The sequence below is a fragment of the Embleya sp. NPDC020630 genome (assembly GCF_044334985.1).
Lineage (GTDB): Bacteria > Actinomycetota > Actinomycetes > Streptomycetales > Streptomycetaceae > Embleya.
In genome coordinates this window covers 102,959-120,275 of record NZ_JBIRUB010000011.1, presented here as the reverse complement: position 1 = coordinate 120,275, position 17,317 = coordinate 102,959, and the positions used below count along the sequence as shown (strand labels likewise).

The 17,317-nt window shown below is 73.3% G+C and carries 15 protein-coding genes; all 15 read left to right on the top strand.

The genetic code is table 11. The features are described from left to right. Positions 1-68 precede the first annotated feature (68 nt). The 15 genes from ACH4XV_RS31670 to ACH4XV_RS31600 all read left to right on the top strand — a co-directional run bounded on the left by ACH4XV_RS31670 (position 69) and on the right by ACH4XV_RS31600 (position 17,041). The gene (locus ACH4XV_RS31670; RefSeq protein ID WP_395795770.1) at positions 69-1,715 is read left to right on the top strand and encodes an AMP-binding protein; all 1,647 of its coding nucleotides are present in this window, start codon (positions 69-71) and stop codon (positions 1,713-1,715) included. Positions 1,716-1,839: 124 nt separating this feature from the next. Beyond that, the gene (locus ACH4XV_RS31665) at positions 1,840-2,661 is read left to right on the top strand and encodes a DUF5819 family protein (protein WP_395795769.1); all 822 of its coding nucleotides are present in this window, start codon (positions 1,840-1,842) and stop codon (positions 2,659-2,661) included. Then, positions 2,648-3,943 (top strand): HTTM domain-containing protein, encoded by a 1,296-nt coding sequence (locus tag ACH4XV_RS31660; protein WP_395795768.1) that lies wholly within the window; start codon positions 2,648-2,650, stop codon positions 3,941-3,943. Before ACH4XV_RS31665 ends, ACH4XV_RS31660 begins: the two co-directional genes overlap by 14 nt. A 77-nt stretch (positions 3,944-4,020) precedes the next feature. Then, complete coding sequence (locus tag ACH4XV_RS31655; RefSeq protein ID WP_395795767.1) at positions 4,021-4,767, top strand: TrmH family RNA methyltransferase; 747 nt, start codon at positions 4,021-4,023, stop codon at positions 4,765-4,767. Further along, positions 4,764-5,630 (top strand): NTP transferase domain-containing protein, encoded by an 867-nt coding sequence (locus ACH4XV_RS31650; protein ID WP_395795766.1) that lies wholly within the window; start codon positions 4,764-4,766, stop codon positions 5,628-5,630. Before ACH4XV_RS31655 ends, ACH4XV_RS31650 begins: the two co-directional genes overlap by 4 nt. Before the next feature lie 23 nt (positions 5,631-5,653). Continuing rightward, a complete protein-coding gene (locus tag ACH4XV_RS31645) occupies positions 5,654-6,850 on the top strand; it encodes a molybdopterin molybdotransferase MoeA (RefSeq protein ID WP_395795765.1) in 1,197 nt (398 codons plus the stop codon). Beyond that, positions 6,847-7,995, top strand: a complete 1,149-nt coding sequence (locus ACH4XV_RS31640) for a potassium channel family protein (RefSeq protein WP_395795764.1) — start codon at positions 6,847-6,849, stop codon at positions 7,993-7,995. The genes ACH4XV_RS31645 and ACH4XV_RS31640 overlap by 4 nt, the downstream gene beginning before the upstream one ends. A 9-nt stretch (positions 7,996-8,004) precedes the next feature. Then, entirely contained in the window at positions 8,005-8,985 is a 981-nt protein-coding gene (locus ACH4XV_RS31635; RefSeq protein ID WP_395795763.1) for an NAD(P)H-quinone oxidoreductase, read from the top strand. A 117-nt stretch (positions 8,986-9,102) separates the two neighbouring features. Continuing rightward, the gene (locus ACH4XV_RS31630; protein WP_395795762.1) at positions 9,103-9,816 is read left to right on the top strand and encodes a hypothetical protein; all 714 of its coding nucleotides are present in this window, start codon (positions 9,103-9,105) and stop codon (positions 9,814-9,816) included. 144 nt (positions 9,817-9,960) lie between these two features. Further along, positions 9,961-10,770, top strand: a complete 810-nt coding sequence (locus ACH4XV_RS31625) for a hypothetical protein (protein WP_395795761.1) — start codon at positions 9,961-9,963, stop codon at positions 10,768-10,770. 143 nt (positions 10,771-10,913) lie between these two features. After that, entirely contained in the window at positions 10,914-11,492 is a 579-nt protein-coding gene (locus ACH4XV_RS31620) for a PadR family transcriptional regulator (protein WP_395795760.1), read from the top strand. Then, positions 11,489-12,250, top strand: a complete 762-nt coding sequence (locus ACH4XV_RS31615) for an ABC transporter ATP-binding protein (protein ID WP_395795759.1) — start codon at positions 11,489-11,491, stop codon at positions 12,248-12,250. Before ACH4XV_RS31620 ends, ACH4XV_RS31615 begins: the two co-directional genes overlap by 4 nt. Then, entirely contained in the window at positions 12,247-15,117 is a 2,871-nt protein-coding gene (locus ACH4XV_RS31610) for an FtsX-like permease family protein (RefSeq protein WP_395795758.1), read from the top strand. The genes ACH4XV_RS31615 and ACH4XV_RS31610 overlap by 4 nt, the downstream gene beginning before the upstream one ends. A gap of 27 nt (positions 15,118-15,144) precedes the next feature. Continuing rightward, on the top strand, positions 15,145-15,678 hold the full coding sequence (locus ACH4XV_RS31605; RefSeq protein WP_078976350.1) for a bacterial proteasome activator family protein: 534 nt from the start codon (positions 15,145-15,147) through the stop codon (positions 15,676-15,678). Positions 15,679-15,895: 217 nt separating this feature from the next. Next, the gene (locus ACH4XV_RS31600; RefSeq protein ID WP_395795757.1) at positions 15,896-17,041 is read left to right on the top strand and encodes a protein kinase; all 1,146 of its coding nucleotides are present in this window, start codon (positions 15,896-15,898) and stop codon (positions 17,039-17,041) included. Positions 17,042-17,317: the final 276 nt, after the last annotated feature.

The window sequence follows — 17,317 nt, the reverse complement described above, 5'->3', positions numbered from 1 at the left end:
ATGACGGTGCATCAGATCTAACGGTCTATCAGACCCGGCGCGGCCGGATCGCGGTGAGGGAGTGCGGCATGGTGACGATCGCGGAGCTCGTACATCGCCAATGGGGCGACGAGCGGACCGGGCTGCATTTCGAGGACCTGACCTGGACGCACGACCGGATCGCCCGCGACGCCGCCGCCCGGGCCGCGCTGCTCGCCGACCTGCTGCCGCGCGGAGTCGAGCCGCACGTGGGGGTCCTGCTCGACAACGTGCCCGAATTCCCGCTCTGGTTGTCCGCCGCGGCGGTGGCGGGCGCCACCCTCGTGGGAGTGAACTCGACGCGCCGCGGCGCGGAGTTGGCGCGCGACATCACCCACGCCGAATGCGCCGTCCTGGTCACCGAGCGGGCGCACCTGCCGCTGCTCGACGGATTGGATCTGGGCATCCCGGCGCAGCGCATCCTGGTGGTCGACGACCCCGGCTACGCCGACCTGCTGCGACCGTACGCGGACGCCGCGCTGCCCGCCCTGACGGTCGACCCCTCGGATCGGCTGCTGATCGTGTTCACCTCCGGCTCCACCGGCGCGCCCAAGGGGGTCATCTGCTCGCAGGGCCGGTTGGCCGGCGCGGGCAGCGCGCTGACCGCGCAGTTCGGCTTCGGCCCGGACGACGTCAACTACGTGTGCATGCCGATGTTCCACGGCAACGCGCTGATGGCGAACTGGGCGCCGGCGCTGCGCGCGGGCGGCGCGGTCGCGCTGCGCCGCCGGTTCTCCGCGTCGGCGTTCCTGCCCGACGTCCGCCGCTACGGCGCGTCCTACTTCACCTACGTCGGGCGTGCGATCTCGTATCTGCTGGCCACCCCGGAGCGGCCCGACGACCGGGACAACCCGCTGCGCGCCGGGTTCGGCACCGAGGCGGGCGCGGTGGACATGGCGCGCTTCGAGGCGCGCTTCGGATGCGCGCTGACCGAGGGATACGGCTCCTCGGAGGGCGGGATGAGCGTCAACCGGCGGCCCGGGACGCCCCCGGGCGCGGTCGGGCCGTGCCCGGAGCACGCCGCGGTGCTCGATCCGGCGACCGGCGAGGAGTGCGCGCGGGCCGAGTTCGACGCGGCGGGTCGGCTGGTCAACGGCGACGCCGCGATAGGTGAGCTGGTCAACACCGGGCGCAGCGGGTTCGAGGGCTACTGGCGCAACGAGCAGGCGTCGGCGGCCCGGTCCCGGGACGGCCGCTACTGGACGGGCGACCACTTCTACCGGGACGCGGCCGGATACCTCTACTTCGCCGCGCGGGCGGACGACAAGCTGCGGGTGGACGGGGAGAACCTGGCGGTGGCCACGATCGAGGGCATCCTCGCCCGCCACGAGCCGTTCGAGGTGGTGGTCGTGTACGGGGTGCCGGACCCGGTGACCGGGGACCTGGTGATGGCGGCCGTGCAGATGCGCGAGGGGACCGCCTTCGACCCCGGGGAGTTCGCCGCGTTCATCGCCGAACAGCCCGACCTGGGCACCAAGATGGCGCCCACGTTCGTGCGGGTGGTGGACACGGTGCCGACCACCGCGACCAACAAGGTGCACAAGGTCGGATTGCGCCGCGAGGGATTTCGTACGGCGGACGAGGTGTGGTGGCGTCCCGAGCGCGAGGGGGCGTATCGCCTCCTCGACGACGCCGGGCGACAAGAGCTGATCGGGCGCTACCGCGCGCACGAGCGGGAGCACGTGCTGGACCTGTGAGCCGCGCTCGCGGAAGCCGTCGGGAACGGGTGGTCGGCGGTGGTTTGGGTACGCCCCGCCGACCGGACCCGGTAGCGTGCCGGGCGCACGGGTCCGGATCGGACCCATCGACCACGGGAGAGGCATGCAGTCGCCTGACGACGCGGTGCCCGGGCAACCGGTGGATCGGTCGAAGCCGGTAGTCGAGTCCGGGGCGGCGGTGGGCACCGCGACCGGCGGACCGACGGCCGATTCGGGTCCGGCACCCGGCACACCATCGCCCGCCGTCCGCATCCCGGAACAGGCGGGGGAGCGTTCCCCCGTCGACGTGCCGACGGACACGGCGGTGCCCGCCGACGAGCGCCGGTCGACCGCGGTGCGCTCGGTCACGGCGGTGTTCGCCGTCCTCGCGATCCTGGTGACCCTCGTCCACGTCTTCTTCGTGTTCCTGCACGTGGCGCCGAGCAACGCGCTGAGCCAGGAGTACCAGAAGGAGACCGGCACCTGGATCTACCCCTACTTCGAACAGAACTGGGCGCTGTTCGCGCCGAATCCGATGTCGGAGAACTTCCGCGTGCAGGCACAGTCGCGAGTGCGCGGTCCGGACGGCCGGGTCGTCGAGTCGGACTGGTCCGACCTGACCCTGGACGACCTGAACCACATCCGGGGCAACCCGTATCCGAGCAAGGCCGACCAGAACATGATCCGGCGCGCCTGGTCCAGCTACTCCGACAGCCACGACGCCAAGGACGAGTCGGCGGTCGGCAGCCGCGGCCCGCTGACCCAGCGCTACCTGCGCCGGATCGTGGTGCACCGCTTCCAGGACGCGGGCCTGAACCGCTCGCTGGAGTCCATCCGGATCCGGGTCGCGACCACGGCGATCGGCAAGCCCGGTGCGAGCCCCGAGCCGACGACCTCGTACCGCACGCTCGGCTGGTGGGAGACGAAGCCCGATGACTTCCGGTGAGGTGCGGCCGCCCGGCGCGGCGAGCCCGTGGCGCCGCGGGGAGGACGCCGTCGGCCGCGCGCTGGTCGGGGCCCTGGACGCGGTCGGTACACGTACCTTCGCGGTGCACCAGGCGGCGCTGCTGCGGATCGGCTACGGCCTGGTGTTCCTGGTCAGCCTGCTGCGCGAATACCTGAACCGGCGGGAGATCTGGGGCGATCAGTCGGCCTGGTCGCCGGACATGGCCCGGGAGTTGCTGAACGGCATCCAGGGCGTGAGCCTGCTGCTCGAAAGCGACTCGCGCTGGTGGTTCGAGGGCGTCTACCTGGCCGCCATCGTGGTCAGCGCGCTGTTCGTGCTCGGCTGGCACACCCGGGCGACGAGCATCCTGTTCGCCGTCATGGTGGTGTCGTTCAACAGCCGCTCCATCCTGATGACCGACGGCGGCGACACCGTCCTGCTGCTGATGTCGATCTACCTCGCCTTCACCGCCTGCGGTCGGGTGTGGTCGCTGGACGCCCGTCGGGCCCGGCGCACCGGGGTGCGCCCCGGCACCGGTCCCGGGCACGAGGTCGGGGTGCTCGTCGGGCTGATCGCCATGGTCGTGCTCGGCACCACCTGCCGGGGCGACTCGTGGGCCCTGCACCCCAAGTTCTCCTTCGCGTTCGTGTGCCAATGGATCTGGCTCCCCGGGATCCTCGTGGTCTTCGGCGCGCTGTGGCGGCTTCCACGCGAGGTGGAGCAGGTCCGCGCCGGCCTGGTCACCGCGGTGCACAACTGCGCGCTGTTCGTCATCGCCGCCGAGGTGTGCTTCATCTACGGCGCGGCCGGCCTCTACAAGGTGCAGGGCTCGTACTGGCAGGACGGCACGGCGATGCACTACGTGCTGAACCTGGAGTACTTCGCGCCCTGGCCCGGGGTCAGCCACACGCTCGCCGCGAACACCGAGATGGGCGTCGTGCTGGCCTACCTCACGGTGTTCATCCAGGTCGGCTTCGTCTTCATGCTGTTCGCGAAGCGGGTCAAGTACGTCGCGATCGTGATCCTGCTCGGCATGCACTTCGGCATCGCCGTCCTGCTCGGCCTGCCCGCGTTCTCCGCGTCGATGTCGGTGGGCGACGCGCTGTTCCTGCCCACCGCGTTCCTGATCTGGACCCGCTCGCGGGTGATCGGGCGGCTCACGGCGCGGCTGCGGCGCGGGCCCGCCGCGCCGGCACAGGTGCCGGCCGATCCCGCGCCGCCGGCCGGGCCGCCCGCGTCCGAGGGGCCGGCGGGGTTGTCGCCGACCGCGAGTCGGGCCTGACCGAGGCACTCGCACCCCCGTCCCGACCCGCGCCACGCCGGTCGGGGCGGGGGCACGCCGGGTTCTAGGCTGCTGCCATGGACCTCCACGACGTCGATGCCCGCGTGCGCCGGTCGGCCGCGGCGCCCGGGACGGTGCTGCTCGACGGCTTCCACGCGGTCAAGCACGCACTGCGGTTCGGCGCGGACGTGTCCCTGGTGGTGACCACCGACCGGGCCGCGGTTCGCGCGCTCGCCGACGAACTCGCGGCCGACGTGGGCGAACACCTCGACGAGACGGCGATCGAGGTGTCGGAAGCCCTGCTGCGCGAACTGGTCCCGCGCGGCAGCCCCACCGGGGTGCTCGCGTTCGCCCGGCGTCCCGAACCGGCGCCCCCGGGCGAGCGCGCCGCGCCCGTCGTGCTCCTGGAGAACCCGCGCAACCTGGGCAACGTCGGGGCGGTGATCCGGCTGGCCGCCGGGTTCGGCGCCGCCGCCGTGCTGACCACCGGCGACCTCGACCCGTGGCATCCGCACGTGATCCGGGGCAGCGCGGGGCTGCACTTCGCCACCGAGGTCGCCCGGGTCGGCCCCGACCAACTGCCCGAAGGGCCGCTGTTCGTGCTCGACCCCGAGGGCGACGACCTGCGGGCCACCGACATCCCCGACGACGCGGTCCTCGCCTTTGGCACCGAACGACACGGCGTCTCCGCGGCGTTGCGCGGGCGGGCGGATCGACGAGTGGCCATCCCGATGCGGCCCAGGGTCTCCAGCTACAACCTGGCCACCAGTGTCGGGATGGCCCTCTTCCGCTGGTCCTGCACCTCCGCGAACGCGCCGGCATGAGCGGCCACGACGCCATCGTGCTCGCCGGCGGCGCCGCCCGGCGGCTGGCCGGCGCGGACAAGCCGGGCCTGCTCGTGGCCGGTGTCCCGCTGCTCGACCGGGTGCTCGCCGCGGCGGCCGGCGCCGAGCGCACCATCGTGGTGGGCCCGCGCCGGCCGACCCGCCGCGAGGTGGTGTGGGTGCGCGAGGACCCGCCCGGCGGTGGCCCGGTGGCCGCGCTCGCCGCCGCGCTGCCGGTCGTGCGGGCCGACGCGGTGGTCCTGCTCGCGGCCGATCTGCCCTTCCTGTCCGCCGCGTTGCTCGACCGCCTGGTGGCCGCGCTCGGCCCCGACCGGGGGCCGGACGCGCCGGCCGGCGTGGTCGCGGTCGACGCCGACGGGCGCGACCAGTACCTGCTCGCCGCCTACCGCACCGCCGCGCTCCGCACCGCGCTGGCCGGTCTGGACGAGCCCGCCGGGGCGGCGCTGCGCCGGGTGGTCGGCCCGCTCGCGACGCGCCGGATCCAGGCCGGTCCCGACGCCGCCTTCGACTGCGACACCTGGGCGGATGTGCGCGACGCGCGAGCACGGTCGGGGAGGATGGACACAGCCCCGAAGAGGAGAGAGATGACTGGCCTGGACGAGTGGACCGAAGCGGTCAAGCAGGAACTGGGCATCGAGTTGGACGTGGACATCGCGGCGCTGCTCGACATGACCCGGGTGGCGGCGCACAACGTGCAGCGACCCGCCGCGCCGCTCACCTCCTTCCTGGTCGGTTACGCCGCGGCCATGCGCGGCGGCGGCGCCGACGCGGTGGCCGAGGCGTTGCGCCAGGCGCGCGAACTCGCCGAGCGTCGGGGCCCCGACGCCGAACCGGACGCCTGATGGTCCCTCGGGAGAGCCGGACCGTGCCGCGCCCCGAACCGCACGCACCGGTGCCCTCGGCGCTCGGCTGGCCGGAGGCCCGGGCCACCGCCCGCGCGGCCGGGCGACCGCTGCCCGCGGTCTCGCGCACCCTGCACCACGCGCGCGATCACGTGCTGGCCCGGCCCATCGTCGCGCTCACCGACCTGCCCCCCTTCGACACCTCGGCCATGGACGGCTGGGCGGTCGCCGGGCCCGGGCCGTGGCGGGTGCGCGGCCGGTTGCTCGCGGGCGACTCGGGCGGGGAGATCGGGGTGATGCGCGACGGGGACGCGGTGGAGATCGCCACCGGCGCGCGGGTGCCGCACGGGGCCACCGCCGTGCTGCGCAGCGAGCAGAGCCGGGTCGAGGGCCGCACGCTCTTCGCCGACGCGCACCTCCAGCAGGGTACCGACATCCGCGCCTGCGGTCAGGAGTGCCGACGCGGCGACGAACTGCTGCCGGCGGGTACCACGGTCACCCCCGGGGTGACCGGCCTGGCCGCCGCGTCCGGCTACGACGAACTGGTCGTGGTGGACCGGCCTCGGGTGGAACTGCTGGTGCTCGGCGACGAGTTGCTGGACTCCGGGCTGCCCCGGGAGGGCCGGATCCGGGACGCGCTGGGCCCGCTGATCACGCCGTGGTTGCGCACCCTGGGCGCCGATCTGCTGCGGGTGCGCCGGGTCGGGGACAACCCGGACACGCTGCGCGCCCACGTGAGCGGGTCGCGGGCCGACGTGGTGATCACCACCGGCGGGACCGCCGACGGCCCGCGCGACCACGTGCACGGGCTGCTCGCCGAGTTGGCCGCGGACGTCCTCGTGGACGGCGTCGCGGTCCGCCCCGGGCATCCGATGTTGCTCGCCCACCTGCCCGGCGAACGCCCCGGCGCCGGGCGGTATCTGGTCGGCCTGCCGGGCAATCCGCTGGCCGCGGTCGCCGGCATGCTCACCCTCACGGTGCCGCTGCTGCGCCGGTTGTCCGGGCGGCCCGAACCGCGCCCGCGCCGGATCCGGGCCGGCGCCGACATCGCGGGCCACCCGCACGACACCCGCCTGGTGCCGATGCGCGGGGATCGGCCGTTGGCCTTCGCCGGACCGGCGATGTTGCGCGGGCTCGCGGTCGCCGACCGGATCGCGGTGGTACCGCCGGGCGGGGTGCGCGCGGGCGATCCGGTCGAGGTGCTGGCGGCGCCCCGGTGAGGACGGTGCGTTTCCCCGACGACCGCCCGGGCGATCGGCGCGGGCCGCGCGGCGCGCTGACCCGGCCGCTGCCGACGCTGCGCAAACGACCCGAGGGGCCGGCGGGCCTGGCCGGTCAGGCGGGCGCGAGCGTACACATCCCCAAGGAACGACCCGGGCCGCTGGCGCAGGTGTTGCGCCGATTCGGGATGGCGCTGCTGGTGCTGGCGGCGACGATCCTGATCGTCTACGTCGACAGCGACGGCTATCGCGACACGGTGGACGAGCACGTCTCGTTCCTCGACGCGGTGTACTACGCGACGGTCACCCTCTCCACCACCGGCTACGGCGACATCACCCCCGCGAGCGACGGCGCCCGCCTGGTGAACGTGGTGCTGATCACCCCGCTGCGGGTGGTCTTCCTGATCATCCTGGTCGGCACCACCCTCGAGGTGCTCACCGAGCGCACCCGGGAGCAGTTGCGGCTCAACCGTTGGAGGTCCACGTTGCGCGACCACACCGTCCTGGTCGGCTACGGCACGACGGGATACAGCGCGGTACATACGCTGATGGCGCAGGGCGTCTCGCGCGAGAACATCGTCGTGGTCGACTCCGACCCCGAGGCGGTCGCCGAGGCGAGCGACGACGACGGGCTCGTGGTGGTCTCCGGCGACGCGACCCGGGCGGAGGTGCTGCGCCGGGCCGAGGTCGAGCGGGCGCGGAACATCATCGTGTCGGTCAACCGGGACGACACCGCGGCCCTGGTCACGCTGACCGCACGGCAGTTGAACCGGCGCGCGTGGATCGTGGTCGCCGTGCGCGAGGACGAGAACGCGCCGCTGATCCGGCAGAGCGGCGCCGATTCGGTGGTCACCACCGCCAGCGCCGCGGGCCGGCTGCTCGGGGTCTCCATGCTCAGCCCGAACGTGGGCGAGGTGATGGAGGACCTGATGCACTACGGCGAGGGCATGGACCTGGTCGAGCGGCCGCTCGAGAAGCACGAGAAGGGCAGGTCGCCGGGCGAGTGCGGCGATCTGGTGGTGGCCGTGGTGCGCGGACACCGCACGCTGCGGCACGACGACCCCGAGGCGGCGGTGCTCGGCGCGGGTGACCGACTCGTGGTGATCAAGACCCATAAGCCCCGTCCCAAGCCGGGTGACTCATAGGCTGGAGCCATGTACGCCATCACGATTGCCGAGCCGGGCGGACCCGAGGTACTGACCTGGGGCGAGGTTCCGGACGAGAAACCCGAACCCGGCGAGGTTCTGGTGGAGGTGGCCGCCACGGCGGTCAATCGGGCCGACCTGATGCAGCGACAGGGGTTCTACCGGCCGCCGCCGGGAGCCTCCGCATACCCCGGCCTGGAGGCGTCGGGCCGGATCGTCGAGGTCGGCGCGGGCGTGTCCGGCTGGGCCGTCGGCGATGAGGTGTGCGCGCTGCTCGCGGGCGGCGGCTACGCCGAGCGGGTGCGGGTGCCCACCGGCCAGCTGCTGCCGGTACCCGAGGGGGTGGACCTGATCTCGGCGGCGGCGCTGCCCGAGGTGGTCTGTACGGTCTGGTCGAACGTGTTCATGGTGGCCCACCTGCGCAAGGGCGAGAACTTCCTGGTGCACGGCGGATCCAGCGGCATCGGCACGATGGCGATCCAACTGGCGAAGGTGGCCGGCGCGCGCATCCTGACCACCGCCGGATCGGCCGCCAAGCTGGAGCGCTGCCGCGAGTTGGGCGCCGACGTGACCATCGACTACCGCGGCGAGGACTTCGTGGCCCGGGTCGCGGAGGCCACCGGCGGCGCCGGGGTCGACGTGATCCTGGACAACATGGGCGCGAAGTACCTGGACCGCAACGTGGACGCGCTCGCGGTGAACGGGCGACTCGTGGTGATCGGGCTCCAGGGCGGCACCCGGGGCGAGTTGGACCTCAACAAGCTGCTGATGAAGCGCGCCGCGGTGGCCGCGACCTCGCTGCGGGCCCGGCCGATCGCGGAGAAGTCGGCGATCGTGGCGGCGGTGCGCGAGCACGTGTGGCCGCTGGTGGCGGCGGGCCGGGTCGTGCCGATCGTGGACCGGGTGATGCCGGTGGCCGAGGCGGCCGACGCGCACCGTGTGCTGGAGGAGAGCGGACACATCGGCAAGGTCGTGTTGCGGGTGCGCTGACGGGAGCTTGCCGGGGGTGGGCCGACCTGCCGCCGGACGAATGAAAATCGGATGACCGGACCGGTGCGGCGTATGTCGCTGGATGGGTCTTTTGTCGATTTTCCTTAATCTGACGACATGCCTACCCCCGGCGGCTTCGCGCGTCGACTGGCTGCCGGGTGTGTGCTCGCGGCGGTCCACGTCCTTCCCGGCTTCGGCGTGCTCGCGAGCGCGGCGCCCGTACCCCCGCCCGCCCCGGTCGACGCATCGGCGCCGCCGGCGGAACGGGCTGTCGACGACGCGGGATCGACCGCGGGCCCACGCGGTCGGGCGCCCGCCGCACCCGGGTTGCGGCCCGATCCGCCGGTGCCGCCGCAGGAGCCGGTGGTGCCCACCACGCCGGCCAGACCCGCGCCGATCACCGACGCGCCCACCCAACAGGAGTGGGACCGGCTGCTCGACCGGCTGGCCCGACACGGCGCCCGGCCGGTGACCGACGAGTCGGGGCAGGCGGTCCTGGACGTCGAGCGGGAACTCCTGCTCACCGGGGGGACCGAGGGTCTGGACGCGCTCCGATCCTGGGGGGCGGAGATCACCGGGGACGATCGACCCGGGGTGTACGCCGTGCGCTCCGGCGGGCGAGTCGTCGCGCGGTATCTGGTGGAGACCGAGCCGAAGACCTCGACCGACGCCTCCGCTCCTGTCACCCCTCCGGCCTTCGATGCGCCGCCCACCCTGCCCAGAACCGGCCCATCCGTTGCGAATTTGACTCTGATCGCCCTCGGAGGAGCCGGTATCGTCTGCGCCGGTGGACTGCTCGTCCGGTGTTCCCCTGCGCCGCGACGACGCTGAGCGGCGGGACGGGCGTCGGTCCCGCCGGGCAGACTGGGTGTCTGGCGCATCGCGGATGAAGGGTGCAGGCTCGTCGAGGATGCGGATCGGGATACGGGGTTACCTTCCGGCAACGTCCGTCCGATGGTGGGGGGAGGAGGCGTGATGTGGTCGATCCGCGGGTTTCACCGGCGGATTCCGCTGGGACCGACGATCATCGCGTTGGCCCTCATCACGCTGCTCGTGCTCACCAACGTCTGGGGTGCCGGCCCCGGGATCCGGGCCCGGCACGACGGGGCCGCGCCCAGTCCGGCCGACATCCCGCCGCAACTGCCCGCCCAGGACCAGAGTATCGAGGCCACCCCGGCGCCGAACGGCGGCACCTCACCGGCTCCCGCCGGGCAGCCGAGCGCCGGCGGTCAGCCGGTTCCGGTGCCCACGGTGACGGTGACCGAGACGGTGGCCCCGCGGGCCGTGCAGGACAGCGGCTCCGGCAACCGGCCCGGGACCGGCGGCGCCACCTCGCCCCCGGTCGGCGAGCCCACCACCGGCGGATCGGTCGCGACCCCCACCACCGGCGGCGGCGATCCGGGCAGCCCGCCCCCGCTGGGCCAGCGTTTTCGGGTGACCGACCTGCGGATCGTCGCGGACCGGGCGAACGGCTCCTACGTGTGGTGCAACGGCCTCGAACAGATACAGCTGATCGGGACCGTGCTCGTGGACGGGGTCGGCCCGGGCGACGTGGTCTACCAGTGGGTCTACGACAAGGTGCGGGTGTTCCCGCCGGACATCATGCGCTTCACCGGCTCGGGGCCGCGCCAGCAGAGCCTGTCCGTGCCCTGGCCGATCCCGCCGCAACTGCTCGGTGAGGTCAGCGGCGTGGTGCAATTGCTGATCCTGCAGCCGGTGGCCAACGCCCAGACCCAGCGCTACACGTTCGACTTCCGCTGCCGGGGCCCGTTCTCCGGCAACTGACCCCGCGCCGGCGCCCGGTGATCGGGTGTTCGTCGTAGGACCCTCCCTTGCCCGGCGGCCGTTCCCGCCCGCTCTCGTTCCCGTTCCCGCTCCGGCGGGTGTCGCCTTGCATGACGAGCATACCGGGTATACACATACTCGGTATGTCCATCAAACACGGCCTGCTCGCACTGCTCGATCAGGGCCCCCGATACGGCTATCAACTCCGGAGCGAATTCGAGGCCCGGACCGGATCCACCTGGCCGCTGAACGTCGGTCAGGTCTACACCACGCTCGGCCGGCTGGATCGCGACGGCCTGGTCGCGCCCGACGGCGAGGACGCCGAAGGGCACGTCTTCTACCGGATCACCGAACCGGGCCGCGCCGAGTTGCGCGCCTGGTTCGACGCACCGGTCTCGCGCACCAACCCGCCCCGGGACGAACTCGCGATCAAGCTCGCGATGGCCGTCACCGTGCCCGGGGTCGACATCGCCACGGTGATCCAGGGCCAGCGCTCCCACACGCTGCGCGCGCTCCAGGACTACACCCGGCTCAAGACGCGCGCGGCCGAGGACGACCTGGCCTGGCAACTCGTCCTGGAATCGCTGATCTTCCACGCGGAGGCCGAGGTGCGCTGGCTCGACCACTGCGAGACGCGCCTGGCCCGCCGGGCCGCCGAGCACGCGCCGGCCCCGGCCGTCGAGCAGCCCGCACCGCCGCGCAAGCGCGGAGCGCGCCGATGAGCGCCGCCGAGCGCACGGACTCGGGGGCCGGCGCCATACCGGTCCTCGAACTCCGGTCGGTGGGCCGGATTCACGGCCGGGGCGAGGTTCGGGTGGAAGCCCTGGCCGAGGTGAACCTGAGCGTCGTACCGGGCGAGATGCTGGCCGTGATGGGGCCCAGCGGGTCGGGCAAGTCCACCCTGCTGATGCTCGCCGGCGGACTGGACACCCCCACCGGCGGCGAGGTCCTGGTCGAGGGGCAACCGCTCGGCACGCTCAATCGGCGCCGGATGGCCGCGCTGCGCCGGCGCCACATCGGCTACGTCTTCCAGGACCTCAACCTGGTCCCGGCGCTGACCGCGGTGGAAAACGTCGCGCTGCCGCTCGAACTCGACGGCACGTCGATCCGCCGGGCCCGACAGGCCGCGCAGGCGGCACTGACCGAGGTCGGCCTCGAACACTTCGGCGATCGCTTCCCCGACGACATGTCCGGCGGTCAGCAACAACGCGTGGCGATCGCCAGGGCGTTGGTGGGCGAGCGTCGGCTGCTGCTGGCCGACGAGCCGACGGGCGCGCTCGACTCGACCACCGGTGAGGCGGTACTGCGGGTGTTGCGCGCGCGAAGCGACGCGGGTGCGGCGGTGGTCCTGGTGACCCACGAGGCCCGGCACGCGGCCTGGGCGGACCGGATCGTGTTCCTGCGCGACGGCCGCCTGGTGGACGACACCGGCGCCGCGGCCTCAGCCGAGTCGTTGCTCTCCCGAGGCGGTTCGCGATGAGTGCCGGCTCCTGGCGGGCCTGCCTTCGGATCGCCCGGCGGGACGCGCTGCGGGCCAAGGGGCGCAGCGCCCTGATCGTCGCGATGATCGCCATCCCCGTGCTGGGGATGAGCGCGGCCGACGTGACCTGGCGCAGCGCGCAACTCGACACCGACGAGCTGATCTCGCGCACGCTCGGACAGGCGGACGCGCGGGTGCGCGATCCCGCGCATGAGAACGGCTCCAGCATTTCCGGGCAGTTCGCGGTTCCGATCCGACAGGACGTCGAGGGCCACGACTGGCAGACCGACGCCTGGCCGACGACGTCACCCCCGTCCGGCGCCCCGCTCCCGGGAGCGGAGTCGGGGAACGCGGGCTCGGGGAGCGCGGCGTCGACGAGTGCGCCCGCGCAACGGGACCCGGGCTCGGTGATACGGGGGATCACCGAGACCCTGACCGACCGGACCGCCTACGTGACGCTGTCTACCGCATACGGTCGAAGCAGTGTGGCGGCTCGCGAGTTCGAGTACACCAAGCCGCTCGCGAAGGGGATGGTCGTCCAGCGCGAGGGGCGGGCTCCGAACGCCCGGGACGAGGTGGTCGTCACCGAACGACTGCGCCGCTCGGCCGGCTACCGCGTCGGTGGACAACTGACCGAGTTGGCCACCGGACGCACCTTTCGGATCGTCGGCACCGTCGACCTGCCGCAGGACCTGCGGGCGAGCACGGTCTTCACCGTGCCCGGCGGTCTGCTCGACGGGCCGACCTCGCGCACCCCGGCGAACGGGTCCGACGAGGCGGTGACCGCAACGTTGATCCGAATACCTGGGGGCATGCCCTGGAGCCGGGTCCTGGAGGCGAACAGGCAGGGACTCCTCGTCAGGTCCGCTGCCGTACTGCGGCATCCCCCGGCCGAGTCGGAGCAGCCGTATCGGACCCCGCGACAGTGGGCCGAGTCGCGTGCGCTCCGGCTCGGCGGCATCGGCCTGGGGCTCGGGCTGTTGGAGATGATCCTGCTGGCGGGTCCGGCCTTCGCAGTGGGCGCACGCCGCAGGCGGCGCGAACTCGGACTGATCGGTGTGGCGGGCGGCGGCCGTCGGCACATCGGCGGGGTGGTCCTCGGCGGTGGGGTGGTGCTCGGCGCGGTCGGGGCGCTGCTCGGCACCACGCTGGGCCTGGTGGTCGCGGCCCTGATGCGGCCGTGGTTCGCCGAGCGCACCGGGCAACTCCTCGGTCACTACGACGTGCGCGTGCTCGAACTGCTCGGCATTGCCGCGGTCGGGGTCACGATCGGTGTGCTCGCCGCGCTGGTTCCGGCCTGGCTCGCGGCCCGCGAGGACGTCGCCGTGTCGTTGACCGGCCGCCGCGGGGTCCGGCGCGGCTCGCGCCTGGTGCCGATCGCCGGGATCGTCGCTCTCGCACTCGGCACCGCGATCGCGGTGTACGGCGCGGACCGGGCGGACGAGACGATCATCGTCGTCGGCGTGGTGGTGGCCGAACTGGGCCTGGTCGCGTGTTGTCCGGCGCTGATCGGGCTGACCGCGCGGCTCGGCCGGTTCCTGCCGCTGAGCCCCCGGCTGGCGCTGCGCGACGCGGCTCGCAGCCGACCGCGCAGCGCCCCCGCGATGGCCGCGGTGATGGCGGCGGTGGCGGGTTCGGTGGCGGTCGCGGTGGTGTGGTCGAGCCAGACCGCCGACGAGCGCAACGCGTACCGCCCCAACGCCCTGACGAACCACGTCCTGGTCGGCATTCACGACAGCGACCCGTTTCCGGGCCGGCCGGTCGGTGCGCCGGTGACCGCCGGGCAGATCGAGGAGGTGCGCCGCGTGGTGGAGCGGACCCTGCCCGGCGCGAAGGGCGGTGTGCTCGGCTCGCTGACCGGGCCGTGTACCCCGGACCGGTCCGAGTGCGCCGGCTACCGGGTACGGAAGCTGCCCGAGTTCCGGTGTCCGATCGAGGGCGGCGGCGACCCGGCGCGGTGGCACGCCGACCCCAGATGCGTGTTCTCCTCGCCGGGCAACGGCTTCTTCCGATCGGTGGTCGGCGACGCCGACACGCTGCGCGAACTCACCGGCGCGGACGACCCGCGCGCGGCCGAGGTGTTGGCCCGGGGCGGAATCGTGCTGTTCGAGGACGGCTACATCGGTCCGGACGGCACGGCCGAGGTGGTCACGTACCGCAACGGTGCCGGTCCGGGCGGGATGTCGGCCATGGAGAAGCCGGACCCGGCGCGGCCCGTGGTGCGGCTGCCCGCGGTGATGGTACGGGCGCCGTTCGGGTTGGCCAGTGGCATCTTCGCCTCCCCGGCGGCGGCGGCCACGCTCGGCGCGGCCCCCGAACCGGCCGGCGCGGTCTACGACGCCGGGCGTTCGCCCTCGGACGCGCAGAAGCAGCGCCTGGAGGAGGGCCTGGCCCGGATCTCCGACCGCGCCTTCCTGTTCATGGAGCGCGGATTCCAGGACAAGGACGACGTGCGCCTGCTGCTGCTCGCGGTGTTCGCGCTGGTCATCACCGTCGGTGCGTCGGGAGTGGCCACCGGGCTCGCCCTCGCCGACGGCCGGCAGGACCTGGCCACGCTCGGTGCGGTGGGCGCGCCACCGGGTGTGCGGCGCCGGTTGTCCGCGTTCCAGAGCGGGGTGATCGCCTTCCTGGGTACCGCGCTCGGCCTGGTCGTCGGGGTGCTCGCGGGAGTGGTCGTGCGTCGGGGGCAGCGCGCGGCCCTGTGGGACACGCTGCCCCCCGCCATCCAGGGCAGGCTGCACGCCCCCACGGTGGTGGTCCCGTGGTCGCGGCTCGCGCTCGCGCTCGTCGTGCTGCCGCTGCTCGCGGGCCTGCTCGCGGCGCTTTTGACACGATCGCGCGTGGTGCTGCGCGGGAGGACGGCATAACCCTCCGGCGCTCCTAGGATGAGATGCATGGATACGCCGAACAGCGAAGCGAATGGTGAGAACCCGCAGGTGGTGATCGTCGGGCCGGATGGCATGGCGCTCGGCGGCGGCCTCGGTGAAGAGGGCGGTGAACTCGCGGTGACCGACATGGTGGAACAGCCCGCGAAGGTCATGCGCATCGGAAGCATGATCAAGCAGCTCCTCGAGGAGGTGCGCGCGGCTCCCCTCGACGAGGCGAGCCGGGTGCGCCTGAAGGAGATCCACGCCAGCTCGATCAAGGAACTGGAGAAGGGGCTCGCCCCGGAACTGGTCGAGGAGCTGGAGCGCCTGTCGCTTCCGTTCACCCACGACTCGGTGCCCAGCGAATCCGAGCTGCGGATCGCGCAGGCACAATTGGTGGGATGGCTCGAAGGGCTCTTCCACGGCATCCAGACCGCGCTGTTCGCCCAGCAGATGGCGGCGCGCGCACAGCTGGAGACGATGCGTCGGGCGCTGCCGCCCGGCGTGGGACCCGGGGGGCAGGGCGAGCCGCCGCACACCCAGTCGGGTCCGTATCTCTAGCCTTCGGCATCGTCCGGAGCCCTCGGGATCGTTCGGACGACGAGTCCGGACGCCCGTCGTCGCGGGGCGGACCGGGGCGGCGCCTGCCCGGCGCCGCCCCGGTGCGCTCGCGTCGGGTCTCTGACAGGCTGTCGGCGGTACGACGGGAGCGCTGTTCGGTAGGTCGACTCGCGGGGCCGTCGTGCCCGAGTCGTGAAGCGTGGAGGGCGGCCTGACGGTGACCGTTTCGGGGGACCCGGCTCGGGCGAGCGGGCGCGTCTTCGGTGGCGGGCGGTATCGCACCGGACGGCGGATCGGCGGCGGCGGGATGGCCGTGGTGCACGAGGCGCACGACCTGATGCTCGACCGGCTCGTCGCGGTCAAACGGCTGCGCAGCGACCTGGCCGAGGACACCGTCGCGCGTTCGCGCTTCGCCCGCGAGGCCGAGCACGCGGCCGGGTTGGACCATCCCACCATCGTCCGCGTGTTCGACACCGGCGCCGATCCCGGCGAGGACGGGGTCCTGGTGCCGTGGATCGTGATGGAGCTGGTGCGCGGGATCACCCTGCGCGACCTGCTGGAGGCGCACGGCCCGGTGCCCTGGCCGCGCGCGCTCGCGATCACCGCCAAGGTGCTCGACGCGCTGGAGTACAGCCACGATCGCGGCCTGGTGCATCGCGACATCAAGCCGGTCAACGTGATGATCACCCCGGACGGCGCGGTCAAGGTGATGGACTTCGGCATCGCCCGCGCCCTGTTCGTCACCGACGGCGCGCTGACCGACCCCGGTCGGATCATGGGCACCCCGCAATACTTCTCGCCCGAGCAGGCGTTCGGGCATCCCGCCTCCACCCGCAGCGACCTGTACTCGGTGGGCTGTCTGCTGCACGAGCTGCTGGTCGGCGTGCCGCCGTTCGACGGCGGTACCGCGGTGCACATCGCCTACCGGCACATGCGCGAGGACCCGACCCCGCCGTCGGCGTACCGCCCGGACCTGCCGGGAGCGGTCGACGATCTGGTGCTGCACGCGCTGCGCAAGGACCCGCACCTGCGCTTCGACACCGCCGGGCGGATGCGCGAGTCGGTGCGGCGGATCCTGCCGGAGAACGTCTGGGACTCGGTCCTGTACGGCGCGGGCGGCCCGCCGCCGGCCGGGCCGGGGCCGGCACCGACGCCCGCGCCGATGGGGCACCGCCCCGGCCGCCCGCCCATCGGTGGTCCGCCGTGGGCGCGGGTGTTGTCCGGATTCGGGCCGCGGGCCCGTTCAGCGGGCGCGCACAGCGCACCGGGCGGGCACGGTCGCCGGGCCGGCGCCGGTGCCGCGTTCGCGGCGACGGTGCTCGGCGTACTGGCCGTGCTCGCGTCCATCCTGATGTTGCGCTGAACCCGGCGCCGCGCCGAGCGGGTCGTCCGGGCCGAACGCCGGGGTCGGTCCGGCACACGGAAGCCCTCGGCCGGGAATCCGGAATCCCGTTACCATGGCCTCTCCGCACCGGAGTACCGCCGATCCCGGTATCGTTTCGGGACTTGACGCGAGGATGCACCACATTTCATCAGCACATGGGCGCGGGCCCCAGCCCCGGCGCCACGTGAGGGGACTGTCGAGGATGATCGCCGAGTCCCCGGTCACAACCCCGACGCCCGAGACGGCGTGCCTTTG